At 63.1% G+C, this 11,528-nt stretch carries 13 protein-coding genes; 1 reads left to right on the top strand and 12 read right to left on the bottom strand.

The features are described from left to right. Positions 1-4 precede the first annotated feature (4 nt). The 12 genes from PSH87_RS28510 to PSH87_RS28455 all read right to left on the bottom strand — a co-directional run bounded on the left by PSH87_RS28510 (position 5) and on the right by PSH87_RS28455 (position 9,290). Complete coding sequence (locus PSH87_RS28510; protein ID WP_305431949.1) at positions 5-514, bottom strand: GNAT family N-acetyltransferase; 510 nt, start codon at positions 512-514, stop codon at positions 5-7. Continuing rightward, entirely contained in the window at positions 511-1,050 is a 540-nt protein-coding gene (locus PSH87_RS28505) for a phage tail protein (RefSeq protein WP_305431947.1), read from the bottom strand. The genes PSH87_RS28510 and PSH87_RS28505 overlap by 4 nt, the downstream gene beginning before the upstream one ends. A 26-nt stretch (positions 1,051-1,076) precedes the next feature. Continuing rightward, positions 1,077-1,649, bottom strand: a complete 573-nt coding sequence (locus PSH87_RS28500; RefSeq protein WP_305431945.1) for a phage tail protein — start codon at positions 1,647-1,649, stop codon at positions 1,077-1,079. A 36-nt stretch (positions 1,650-1,685) separates the two neighbouring features. Further along, a complete protein-coding gene (locus PSH87_RS28495) occupies positions 1,686-2,240 on the bottom strand; it encodes a phage tail protein (RefSeq protein WP_017737617.1) in 555 nt (184 codons plus the stop codon). Positions 2,241-2,408: 168 nt separating this feature from the next. Beyond that, positions 2,409-3,008: a mobile mystery protein B gene (locus PSH87_RS28490; protein WP_305431943.1), complete on the bottom strand. Its 600-nt coding sequence runs from the start codon at positions 3,006-3,008 to the stop codon at positions 2,409-2,411. Continuing rightward, positions 2,987-3,451, bottom strand: coding sequence for a mobile mystery protein A (locus tag PSH87_RS28485; protein WP_305431941.1), 465 nt, complete (start codon positions 3,449-3,451; stop codon positions 2,987-2,989). Before PSH87_RS28485 ends, PSH87_RS28490 begins: the two co-directional genes overlap by 22 nt. Before the next feature lie 164 nt (positions 3,452-3,615). Next, a complete protein-coding gene (locus PSH87_RS28480; protein WP_017737614.1) occupies positions 3,616-4,548 on the bottom strand; it encodes a phosphatidate cytidylyltransferase in 933 nt (310 codons plus the stop codon). Between the two features lies 1 nt (position 4,549). Continuing rightward, entirely contained in the window at positions 4,550-5,170 is a 621-nt protein-coding gene (locus tag PSH87_RS28475) for a 1-acyl-sn-glycerol-3-phosphate acyltransferase (protein WP_017737613.1), read from the bottom strand. Positions 5,171-5,179: 9 nt separating this feature from the next. After that, the gene (locus tag PSH87_RS28470; protein ID WP_305431940.1) at positions 5,180-5,623 is read right to left on the bottom strand and encodes a hypothetical protein; all 444 of its coding nucleotides are present in this window, start codon (positions 5,621-5,623) and stop codon (positions 5,180-5,182) included. After that, positions 5,613-6,911, bottom strand: a complete 1,299-nt coding sequence (locus PSH87_RS28465) for a phosphatase PAP2/dual specificity phosphatase family protein (RefSeq protein WP_305431939.1) — start codon at positions 6,909-6,911, stop codon at positions 5,613-5,615. Before PSH87_RS28465 ends, PSH87_RS28470 begins: the two co-directional genes overlap by 11 nt. 2 nt (positions 6,912-6,913) lie before the next feature. Continuing rightward, positions 6,914-8,662 (bottom strand): bifunctional alpha/beta hydrolase/class I SAM-dependent methyltransferase, encoded by a 1,749-nt coding sequence (locus PSH87_RS28460; RefSeq protein WP_017737610.1) that lies wholly within the window; start codon positions 8,660-8,662, stop codon positions 6,914-6,916. A 10-nt stretch (positions 8,663-8,672) separates the two neighbouring features. After that, positions 8,673-9,290 (bottom strand): CDP-alcohol phosphatidyltransferase family protein, encoded by a 618-nt coding sequence (locus PSH87_RS28455; RefSeq protein ID WP_017737609.1) that lies wholly within the window; start codon positions 9,288-9,290, stop codon positions 8,673-8,675. A 333-nt stretch (positions 9,291-9,623) separates the two neighbouring features. Here PSH87_RS28455 and hflK point away from each other — a divergent pair, with 333 nt between their 5' ends. Beyond that, a complete protein-coding gene (hflK, locus tag PSH87_RS28450) occupies positions 9,624-11,528 on the top strand; it encodes a protease modulator HflK (RefSeq protein ID WP_305431938.1) in 1,905 nt (634 codons plus the stop codon).

Raw genomic sequence — 11,528 nt, 5'->3', positions numbered from 1 at the left:
CGGGCTACTCCTGGGACGGACGCGCGGGCCGGCGCATCTGGGTGTGAATGCCGGTTTCACCGCAGGCTTGAAAGCCAAGCCGGTGGTACAGGCGACGGGCCGGATTGCCTTGCTCGACGCTCAGGTCGCAGGGCTGGTCGGCGGCATCGGCCTTGGCCAGCACGGCCTGTAACAACTGCGTGCCGATGCCCCGGCCGCGCCAGTCCGGGAGCAGGGCGATGTCCACCACACGCAGCGCCTCGGGCGTGTGCTGCACGCACAGCCGCCCGATCGGGGTGCCGGCTTGCTCGATGATCAGGAAGTCCGCCGTCGCGTAGTGTTTTTCATAGTGCTGGTGCTGCAACTGCGCCTGGGCGTGCAGGAATGCGCGACGCTGGATGTCGTCCCAGCCCGGAACCTGGCTGACTTCGGCCCAGCGCCGGGCGACGAACAGGTCCTGGAGGAAGACCCGGTCGTCACTCGTCTGCGTGCGCAGCTCCGTGGGGCTGCCCAGGAGGTCGGCGGTCTGCATCATGATGGCTTCACGGGGTACTCGCCATTGAGGCAGATGCAGTAGCTCAAGGTCAGGAACGGCTGCAGGGTGCTGCGTTGTGGACTGGTGCCGGGGGAGAGCTGCCCGGCGGGCGTCAGTGTTCCGGTGGGCAGGGTCGGGCCGCCGGCTAGCGGCGCGGTGTCGTTGTAGACGCGTACGTTGCGGGGCTGGGCCAGATAAGCGGTGCTGTTGGGCACATCCAGGGCCGCCGAGGCTTCAGTGCCATCTTTCACCTGTACCGCGTGGGTATGGCCGGTCAGGTTGGCGGGTGTCAGCGTGACCTGATCGGCCCCCACGGGGATGCCAATGGATCGCTGGGGGCTGGCGCCCATTGCCGCACGCCCATTGAGGTTGGGCAGTTTGAACGTCTGCCCGGACGTACCGCCGTAGGTGTAGCCGAGTATCGAGAACAGCGCCGGGAACTGCTGGATCGACAACGCCGAGCCGTCGCAATAGGCCCAATCCTGAGGTGCGTAGTTGAACGGGAACAGGCGGATTTCGCCGGTGAAAGCATCCATGATCGGTCGCTCCTGAGCAGAGAAGGTTACGGCCGCATCGGGTAGATACCCGTCAGGCAGATGATGTAGTTGATGGTCAAGGACCCCATCAGGTTGCTGTGGGGGGTGCCCACGGCAGGGCCTGGCACGGGGTCGAGAAAGCCCGGATCCAACGTGACTGCCGCGAATGAGCCGGACCCTGCGCTGTACAGGCCCTTGACGATGGTGACAGGCTCGAATTGGCCGAACGTCAGGCTGTTGGCCGGCGCCGGTGGCGTGGACACGGGCGTCGCCGAGGTGGCAGGAGTGTTGTTGACCACAAAACCGTGGCTGTGGGCCGGTGTGTTGGCCGCCAGCAGGGCGACTGTTTCGGCCCCCGTGGTCGCGGCCAGCACCCGCGGCGTCAGGCCGGGGCCGTTGCCTTGGCCGATGGGCAGGCGCCCGCGGTAGTCCGGCAGGGCGAAGGTTGTCACACCGTTGCCGCCGTAGACGGTTCCCAGTATCGAATACAAACCCTGATAGGCATTGACGGGCAGCAGCGTGCCATCGCAAATCGCCCAGTTTTCCGGCGCGTAGTTGCCGGCAAACATGCGGATTTCTCCGAGGTAAGCTTCAGACATGTCAGTTTCCTTACTTGCGAGTCTGTAGGGGGACGGCTACTGGCGTGGCGGGTAGATGCCAGTCGTGGCGATGCAGAAACAGCCGACAATCGAGGGCTGCATATTCGCCACCGGCGCGCCGGGTGTAGCCACCACCGTCGCACTGTTCAGCGTCACCTGAGCGGTAGTCGAGGCCGTCACGTAAACCGGCTTTGACACGTCGCCCTTGGAGTTCGAACTGACGGCCGGGATGCCGCCTGCGGGGGTGGCGATGTTCGCCGCGCTGGCGGAAACGTGGGTACCGTGGGTATGGGGGGCGAGGGCATTGAGCCCGAGCGTTACCGTCTCTGTACCGCCGGCAGAACCCAGGGCGTGGACACCGATGACCGGGTCCGGTGCGACAGAAGGCACCCAGTTCTGACCCAGCGCCGCGCGGCCACGCAGGTCCGGTATACCAAAGGTGGTACTGCCATTGCCGCCGTAGCGATTACCCAGCAGAGAGGCCAACGCAACATAGGCGTTCAAGGGCAGCACCTGGCCTTCGCAGGGCAGCCAACCAGCAGGCGCCCAGCCCCAGGGGAACAGGCGGATTTCGCCAAGAAAGGGGTCCATGGTTTTCATCCTTGAAAAATAATTGGCGCCGACAACCTGCGCTTCCTACATGCAGTAAACGGCGTGTATATCCACAATAAACAGATGTGAATTTAATACGCAAATATTATTTTTTGACGCTGTAGAACTTATGCGTCAAGGCGTTGTCGCGCGCTGGCGTTGGGGAAATCAACTGCGCACAAAAGCCAATAAGGGCCCGTAGTCATTGGCATCTGCGGCGCGGAGCGCTTGGATATAGCGCTGGCGTATTTCACTCACCGTCACCAGGCTGCCGCGTCCCCAGGAAAACTGCGCGAGGCCAGATTGCCTTAGCAGACAGTCGGTCATCAGGCGGGCGTGCCGGCCATTGCCATTTGGGAAGGCGTGCAACCACACCAATTGGTGATGAAAGCGCACGGCGACTTCTTCTGGCGGGAACACATCGTGTTCCAGCCAGTAGGTCATGTTGTCGAGTAGCTGACGCAAATTGACGGCGATCTTCGTCCAATCGCAGCCGATGTTCTTATCGGACTTACGGAAAGTCCCGGCCCACTTCCAGGTATCGCTGAACATCTTCGTGTGCAGCTCCCGGCAGAAGTGCTCATTGAGCACATCCAGTTTCTTCTGGCGGCCAATCCACAGGGTTGCCTTGAGGATGTTTTGCGCTTCCCATTCGTCCAACTCGCCTTGGGTCGCGATGTGTCTGGGTTTCAGACCGGCGATTTCGTCCGGGTCCAGGGGCGTCTGACCTGGCTTGAGGTCCAGTCCTACTGCCATAAGCGCGCCCATGAGCCATCGAGCAGTTCTTTGCGGCGGTCTTCAATTTGGCGCTCGATGAAGGCGTCCGAGGGACGTTGATCCTCAAGGCTCATGGAGTGCGCCACGCCCAGAATTTCTCTCTTTGCCAGCAGATCGGCGCGCTCTTCGATCATTTCGCGCAAGGGTTTCTTGGGCACGAGACCGTAGACGAGTTCGCAGTCCAGCGCTGCGGCGAGTTTTCTGAGTTGCGCGAGTGAAATTCGGTCCTCGACTTCGGAGCGCTCGGATTTATTCACGGTCACCGGCGCTACGCCGGCGATTTCGGCCTGTGCACGCAATGAGCGGCCAAGCGCCTCCCTGATCGATCGCAGCCAGCCGCCGGGCGGAACTGAGGCGCCTTTGACGGTATTGAAAGGTTCGATGGCGCGTTCCACTTGAGAGAGGCGCAGCTTATAGAGGTTGGAAGTGCCCACGGCGAATTACCTTTTGAAAGCCTATAGGCTTTCAGTATTGCAATAAATATAAGCCTATAGGTATACAAATAATTCAAAAAATAAGCCTATAGGCTAACAAGATACTTCTTTTTGTTAGCCTATAGGCTTTCGGATTTATTCAGTTTGTTAATTTTAAATGGGACTCAGGTCCACCAGAAGCGCACCAGATGAAAGAAAATCGGCGCCGCAAAACACACCGAATCCAACCGATCCAGCATGCCGCCATGCCCTTCGATCATATGCCCCCAATCCTTTACGCCCCGGTCACGCTTGATCGCCGACATCACGATGCCGCCGGCAAATCCCAGCAGGTTGATCAACAGCGCGATCAGGAACGACTGCCACGGGTTGAACGGCGTGGTCCACCACAGCGCCGCGCCGATCAGGGATGACAGCAAGATCCCACCGACAAAGCCTTCCACGGTTTTGGACGGCGACAGGTTGGGTGCGATCTTGTGTTTGCCGAACAACTTCCCACAGACGTACTGGAGCACGTCCGACAGCTGCACCACGATCACCAGGTAGGCAATCAGCAGCAGGTTGCGGCCTTCGTAGCCGGGGATGTCGAGGGTCAGCAGGGCGGGCACGAAGGATACGCAGAACACTGCGATCATCAGGCCCCACTGCACTTTCGAGGCACGTTCCAGGAAGTGCGTGCTGTCGCCGCCCAAGGACGCGAGGATCGGCAGCAGCAGGAATACGTACACCGGGATGAAGATCGAGAACAGCCCGTACCAGTCGGCGAAGATCAGCAGGTACTGCAACGGCAGCGCCAGGTAGAACGCGGCCACCAGCGCCGGGTAGTCGCTGCGGCGGGTCGGGGTGAGGGTGAGGAATTCACGCAGGGCGTAGAACGACACCGCGTAGAACAACAGGATCACCGCGCCCGTGCCGAGCCAGAAGGCGATGCCGATCACTACCACCATCACCCACCAGGCGTTGATGCGCGCGTTGAGGTTGTCGATCACCGCGTTGGGCGTGCCACGGGTGCGCAGTTTGAGGATCAGGCCGATCAGCGAGGCGAGCACCAGGATCGCGCCGATGCCGCCGAACAGCATTATGGTCTGGCTGTGCATATCAGGAATGCTCCGGGGCAAGGGCAAGCAGGGCGTCGCGGGTACGGGCGAGGAAGGCGCTCTTGTCTTCGCCTTCTTCCAGGTGCAACGGCGCGCCGAAGCTGGTGGTGCACAACAACGGCAGCGGCAACACGCGGCCCTTGGGCATGACCCGGTTGAGGTTGGCTATCCACACCGGCACCAGTTCGGCCTGTGGGTAACTTTTTGCCAAGTGGTAGAGGCCGCTTTTGAACGGCAGCAGGCCATCTTCCAGGTTGCGTGTGCCTTCGGGAAACAGGATCAGCGAATCGCCGCCTTCCAGCGCGGCCAGCATCGGCTGCAAGGGGTTATCCACAGGGTCCTTGCGCTCGCGGTCGATCAGCACGCCATTGAACACGCGGTTGATGATGTAGCGGCGCAGGGCGCTCTTGCTCCAATAGTCGCTGCCGGCCACCGGGCGCGTGAACTTGCGCAGGTTTTGCGGCAACGAGGCCCACAGCAACACGAAGTCGCCGTGGCTGCTGTGGTTGGCAAAGTAGATGCGCTGCACCGGCACCGGCGCGCAGCCGAGCCACAGGCTGCGGGCGCCGGTGACGGTGCGGGCCATGGAGGTAATCAGCGTGGCGACCACGGGTTCGAACATGGGAATTCCTTATCCGGCGAAAGGCAGCCAAGGGCTGGCGAGGATCACGCTGAGGGTCAGCAGCGCTTGCGCACCCAGCAGCCAGGCTTGTTTGCGCAGCAGTTTGAGGGCGCCGCGACGGCGTTCGGTCCACGGCCGGCCGGCGCGCTTGGGCGCTTGCAGGCCGAGGGTTTGCAGGGCCTGGTCGAGGTCGGCGGTGCGTTCGGTGTCGCGGGCGAGCAGGGCGAACAGGTCGGCGTCGAAGGCCACGCGCAGCGCCCAGTACTTTTGCAGCAGGCCGAGGATAATCATCCACAGGCTCAGCAACAGGCAGATCGGCGTAATACTGGCCATCAGCAGTTGGGCCAGGCCGAACAGGACGCCGAGCAGGGTCAGGCCTGTGGATAACTGATCCAGCGAACGGCCACGGCGCAGCAGGCTGGCGACGACCTGGAGTTCCATATCAGCGGGCATGGGGCAAACCCTCCAAAGCTTCACGGTGAGCGGGGTGCAGGACCACATCGGCCCGCGCTGTACGAATAATAGTCAGCGCCTCTTCCACCGTCGCGGCGCGACCGCTGTGCAGCAGCCACGCGGCCACGGCGGTGGCGCTGCGCGAATAGCCGAGCGCGCAGCACACCAGCAGCGGGCCGCTGGCGCGCAGGCGCTCGATGGCGTGTGCGGCGTGCAGGCATTCCGCAGGCGTCGGCGCGATCAGGTCCAGCACGGGGATGGATTGATAAGCGCGGCCCTGTGGATCAATTGGCAATTCGGCGCAGAGATCGACGATGGCCTTGAAGGGCTCTTGCTCACGCGCTGTAGGAATACGCCCGAGCCAGACGTTATCCACAATCAGGTCGGGCTGTGGATGTTTGTGTGTCCACAGGCGCGAGTTGATCCACGCCGCCGCCAGATACGGCGCATACAGCCAGCGTGCGGCGGGTGTGAGTTGGCCATCGACGCGCTTCTGGAAACCCGCCGCGCCCAGCACAAAGTAGTTCGCCTTGATCAAGGCCAGGGCAACCGCCGGCCACAGTAGCCACAGCCAGCCGCCACCCATGACAAACGCCAGGACCGCCAAGACCAACGCCCCCAAGCCATAACGCACGCCCAGCCGCCAGCGTTTGCGGTCCCGCGTCAGCCGCGCATTCAGCAGCGGGCTGGGATGTTCCACCGGCCACAACCACACACAGATCCACCCCGCGAGTGCGCCTGTGGGTAAGTCGATAAAGTGATGTTGATAAGTGGTCAGCACCGAAACACCGATCAACGCAAACCAGCCATGCACCAGCCAGCGCCACACACCCTGGGTATGGCGCTGGTACATGACCCACAGGATCACCAGCAGGGCGATATGCAGCGATGGCGCCTGGTTGAAGGGTTTGTCGAAGCCGGCCAGCACGGCAAACAGCCAGCCGAACACGCCGTCCAGCTCTGGCCGCTCGAAGGTGAAGCGCAGCGGCCAGATCAGGAAGCAGCTCACGGCAATAAGCTGCGCCGAGAGCAGCCGCAACGCGTGCTGCTTCAATTCATGCCGGGTGTTGGGCAGCAGCAGGGAGAACCCGTAGAGCAAGTCGATGGACCAGTAGGGCACGATGGTCCATGCCCAGAAGGGCATGTGGGTTTCCCAGTCGAACACCAGCGTGCCGACGTCACTGCGCTGGCTGGTGACCCAGGTGGCGAAGCCGTAGGTGCTGAAAAACAGCGGCGCCAACAGCAGCAGCCAGAGGACGGCGGGTTTCAATAGACCGGGTTCGCGCATGCTCAGATCTTCTGTGCCAGGGACACGGTAAAGATGCCCCACTCATCCACACGCTGGGTGATCTTGCGAAAGCCCGCCGCCTCGACCAGTTGATCCATTTCCGCCTGGCTGCGCCGGCGCATCACCCAGGCCTGGCCCTGGCGATGGCTGGTCAAGGCGCGGGCGATCAATTCCAGCTGCGGGTGCCATGGCTGGCCGGTGTAGACGAGATACCCGCCGGGCTCCACGGCTTCGGCAAGCCCGGCCAGCGAACCGCCGACCATGGCGTTATCGGCAAACAACTCATACAACCCGGACACCACCGCCAGCGTCGGCTTGGGCTCCAGCGCCGCCAGGTCGGCACGGTCAAATGCATCGCCTTTGACGAATTGGGCGATATCCCCCAGGCCTTTTTCGCGGATCAGCGCGCCACCGTCGCGCACGTTGATGTCGCTGTAGTCGCGCAGCAGGATCGATTCCGGCAGTGGCGATACGCCCTGCAACGCTTCCAGGATGTAGCGCCCGTGGCCGGCGGCGATATCGACGATGCGCACTTCGCGATCATCCCCACGCAGCTTGGCCATGGCCAGGCGCAGCAGTTCCTCGACGTTCAGCTTGCGCTGGCGAATGCCGCGCCAGCCGATGGAGTTGAGGTAGTTGGTGTCGATCATCCGCCCCAGCCCGCCCTTGCCGGTGGGGGTGTTGCGGTACACGTAGTCCAGGGTGCTGCCGGAGTCGAAGCCGGTGTCGAAGCCCAGCTTCACGCCGTCCGACAGGTTCTTGCCCAGGCCCATGCTGGCGCGGGTCAGGCGCCAGTACAGGTCGCGCAGGGAGTTGCGCGGCAGCGGCGCGGCGAGGGCTTCGGACTCGGCGCAGGTGGCGCCGATCTTGTCGGCGTCCAGCAGCGAGGCGCGGTCCAGCGGGTGGGCGAAGTTTTGCAGGATAAAGCGCTTGGCGCTGCTCACGGCTGTGGCACGGTCGCGTTCGCCGAGGGTGTCGTGGAAAAAGCCGGGGAGGATATGCAGCTCTTTTTTCAGGCTGCCGAGGCGGTCGAAAAATTGCTGCTGGGGTTTGCGATGCACCACGAAGTCCGAGCCGGAGACCAGCAATTGGGTCGGCACTTGGATCGCCTGGGCATCGGCTACAACCCGGTCGGCGGCTTCGTACAGGCCGAGCAGCACATTTACCGAGATCGCCTTGGTGATCAGCGGGTCGCTGTCGTAGGAGGCCACGCGTTCCGGGTCATGGCTGAGGAACTTGGCCTTGACGTAGCTGTTGACGAAAAAGTTGCCGCGAAACTTGCGCATCAGTGCCAGGCCCGGGCGGGCGAAGGGCACGTAGAGCTTGACCTTGAACGCCGGGGAGGCGAGCACCAGGGCGCGGATCTTCGGTGCGTAGTCGTGCACCCAGGTGGCCGCGATCACGGCGCCGACGCTTTGGGCGATGACCGCGAAGTTTTCTTCTTCGATGCCGTAGGTGGCGCCGATGTGGTCGCAAAAGGTCTGCACATCGCGGGCGCTGGTGGCAAAACTGGGGCTGTCGCCGCGCTCGCCGGGGGATTGGCCGTGGCCGCGGGCGTCCCAGGCGAAGAAGTCGAACTGCGGCAGGTCCAGTTCATCCACCAGATGCGCGATCCGCCCCGAATGCTCGTGGCCGCGATGGAACAACACGATGGCCTTGCGCGGCCCGTCGTTCGCGGTGGCCGGCCAGTGGCGGTAGAACAGCTCGACGCCATCGTGGGTGCTGAAGGTGTGTGCTTGTTGTTCACGCATCGCAAAATCCTTATGCAGAAGGGGAAGTCGGTTCTTTGAGACCTTGGCGCACGCGGTTGACCAGGGTGTAGGCAAGCAGGGCGGCCACCAGCCACATCACCCCATCCACCCAGCCCGCGCCCAGCCAGCCCAGCGCCACACCGGTAGCCAGCACGCCGAGCACAAAGGCGCGGTCACTCTTGCCCATCGGTCCGTCGTAGCGGCGTGACGCGCCGACCATCGGCCCGAGCACGCCGGCGTATTCACTGAACACCGCCAGTAACGCCACCAGCAGCACCGGCGCCAGGCTCACGCCGGGGATCAGCGCAAACGGCAGGATCAGCGCGCTGTCGGCGATCACGTCGCACAGTTCATTGAGGTAGGCGCCCAGGCGCGACTGCTGGCCGAATTCCCGGGCGAGCATGCCGTCGATGGCGTTGAGGGCCATGCGCAGGATCATCCACAGCGGGATCAGCGCAAACAGCCACAGGTGGTGGGCGAAGCTGGCGATCAACAGGCCCACCAGCAGGGAAATCACGCCGGCCAGCACGGTGATCTGGTTGGCGGTGGTGCCGTTGTCATAGAGACGCTGCACGAGGGGGCGCAGCAGGTTTTGAAAACGCGGCTTGAGCTGATAGATCGAAATCATGGGAGGTGACGCTTCCTTGTCCGTGGACCCGCGAAAAACTGGTTCGGAGTGTGCCGCTTAATCCTGGGCTGCACCAGTGATGGCTCGTGTTTATGGGGGGTTAGTCACGCTCTTGAATGCAGCGATGTAACCCTGTGGGAGCTGGCTTGCCTGCGATGCTGACAACTCGGTCTTCCAGCAAAACCGCGGTGATTCAATCGCAGGCAAGCCAGCTCCCACACAAGCCAGCTCTCACAGGGATCGGTGGTCGGGTTTGAAAGCTGCATTCAGCGGACAAAAATTTCACGCCCCGTGTTATATCGTAACTAATTGTGTGCAAATGGGCGTGTTGGGATGCAAGTGGATCTAGAAGCTGACGGCGCTTCGGTAGAGGGCCTGCCGCGTTTTCAGCAAGGGCTGTTCCATGCCCGTCGATTGCGCCAGGCCGGTATCAGCCTGACCGCTGTGGCCGTGTGCGGCTGGGTGCTGGCGCTGTTTGTCGCGCTGTTCGCACCGCTGTCGATCTGGCCGGTGGTGTTGATCAACTGCGCCTCGGCCTTGCTGCTGCTGGTGGCCGGTTTGCAATCGGCGTGGTGGGTCGCCGATTGGCGCGCTCAGGCGCTGGAAGAACCGCCGCAGGAAGCCCCCGTAGAGGAAACCGGCCGTTACGCACGCCTGGCCGGGCGCTTCGGCAAGCAGATCGGCACCCCGGTGTTGTGGCTTGGCGGTTGGTCGCTGCTGGCGCTGATCAGCATTGTCGAGTTCTGGAACCTGGCATTGCCCGCTGCGCCTGTTGGTCAATCCGCCAGCATCGGTGCAGCGCTGGCCTTGGCGCTGGCCTTCGGCTTGCTGGTGTTCGAACGCCGCCTCGCCCAGGAAACCGCCGCCCAATGGCCGGAAGCTTCGCAACTGGCGCAATTGAGCCGGGTGGCGATTATCTGCCTGTTGATCAGCGCGATTTGCCTGTTGTTTGCGGGTGCCGAATCGGTCTGGCCGTTGCGCCTGGCGGTGATGATCGGCCTGCTGCCAGCGCTGGTCGCCGTGGAGTTTCTATTAAGAGCCGTGCTGTCACTGTTCAGCCCGCGCCAGCCACGCCTCGAACCGCGCCTGATGGCGCAAAGCTTTATCGCCGGGCTGTTACGCTGGCCGCCCCAACCCTTGCTCGCCTTGCAGCACGAATTGCACAACCGCTTCGGTATCGACCTGCGTCAAATCTGGGCGTTTACCTACATGCGCCGGGCGTTCCTGCCGGTGCTGCTGGTGGTGTTGGCGGTCGGCTGGGCGCTGACCGGTGTGCACGAAGTGCCCCTGCAAGGGCGTGGGATTTATGAACGCTTCGGCAAACCCGTCGAGGTGTTCGGCCCCGGCCTGCATGCCGGTTTGCCCTGGCCGCTGGGCCGTGTGATCAACGTGGAAAACGGCGTGGTGCATGAACTGGCCACCAGCGTCAGCGAAGCCGCCGCACCGGAATTGGCTGCTGCCGAAGGTCCCGCGCCATTGATCGCCAACCGCTTGTGGGACGCCAGCCACGTGAATGACAAGTCCCAGGTCATTGCCAGCAGCAGCGGCGACAAGCAGAGCTTCCAGATCGTCAACATGGACGTGCGCTTCGTCTACCGCATCGGCCTCACCGACCACGCCGCGCTCGCCGCCACCTATAACAGCGCGGATGTGCCGACCCTGATCCGCAGCACCGCCAGCCGTATCCTGGTCCACGACTTTGCCTCACGCACCCTCGACGAGTTGCTCGGCGAACAACGCACGAGCCTCGCCGAGGAGATCGGCCGCGCTGTGCAGGCCGACCTGCAAAAACTCGACAGCGGCGTGGAAATCCTCGCCACCGTCGTTGAAGCGATCCACCCACCGGCCGGCGCCGCCAACGCCTACCACGGCGTGCAAGCCGCGCAGATCGGTGCGCAGGCCCTGATCTCCCGCGAGCGCGGTGCGGCCAGCGAGCAGACCAACCTGGCGTTGCTGCAAGCCAGCACCGCCCGCGACCAGGCCACCGCCACGGCGCGCGAAGTGAATGCCGGCGCCCAAGCGGCCGACCTGCGCTTTGCCGCCGAACAAAAGGCCTACGCCACCGCTGGCAAAGCCTTCGTGCTGGAGCAGTACCTCGGCCAACTCAGCCAGGGCCTGGCCCACGCCAAATTGCTGATTCTGGATCATCGCCTGGGCGCCGACAGCGCGCCGACGATCGATCTGCGTTCTTTTACCTTGCCGGCCGATCCGTCGCTGCCGCGCAAAGCCGTTCAATAA

Source organism: Pseudomonas sp. FP453 (genome assembly GCF_030687495.1).
In the GTDB taxonomy this organism is placed as follows: Bacteria; Pseudomonadota; Gammaproteobacteria; order Pseudomonadales; family Pseudomonadaceae; genus Aquipseudomonas.
This window is presented reverse-complemented; position numbering and strand designations above follow the sequence as displayed.

Coding starts and splice junctions, on each gene's coding strand:
- PSH87_RS28510 (WP_305431949.1), bottom strand. CDS start 514: ATGATGCAGACCGCCGACCTCCTGGGCAGCCCCACGGAGCTGCGCACG.
- PSH87_RS28505 (WP_305431947.1), bottom strand. CDS start 1,050: ATGGATGCTTTCACCGGCGAAATCCGCCTGTTCCCGTTCAACTACGCA.
- PSH87_RS28500 (WP_305431945.1), bottom strand. CDS start 1,649: ATGTCTGAAGCTTACCTCGGAGAAATCCGCATGTTTGCCGGCAACTAC.
- PSH87_RS28495 (WP_017737617.1), bottom strand. CDS start 2,240: ATGGACCCCTTTCTTGGCGAAATCCGCCTGTTCCCCTGGGGCTGGGCG.
- PSH87_RS28490 (WP_305431943.1), bottom strand. CDS start 3,008: ATGGGCGCGCTTATGGCAGTAGGACTGGACCTCAAGCCAGGTCAGACG.
- PSH87_RS28480 (WP_017737614.1), bottom strand. CDS start 4,548: ATGCACAGCCAGACCATAATGCTGTTCGGCGGCATCGGCGCGATCCTG.
- PSH87_RS28475 (WP_017737613.1), bottom strand. CDS start 5,170: ATGTTCGAACCCGTGGTCGCCACGCTGATTACCTCCATGGCCCGCACC.
- PSH87_RS28470 (WP_305431940.1), bottom strand. CDS start 5,623: ATGCCCGCTGATATGGAACTCCAGGTCGTCGCCAGCCTGCTGCGCCGT.
- PSH87_RS28465 (WP_305431939.1), bottom strand. CDS start 6,911: ATGCGCGAACCCGGTCTATTGAAACCCGCCGTCCTCTGGCTGCTGCTG.
- PSH87_RS28460 (WP_017737610.1), bottom strand. CDS start 8,662: ATGCGTGAACAACAAGCACACACCTTCAGCACCCACGATGGCGTCGAG.
- PSH87_RS28455 (WP_017737609.1), bottom strand. CDS start 9,290: ATGATTTCGATCTATCAGCTCAAGCCGCGTTTTCAAAACCTGCTGCGC.
- hflK (WP_305431938.1), top strand. CDS start 9,624: ATGCAAGTGGATCTAGAAGCTGACGGCGCTTCGGTAGAGGGCCTGCCG.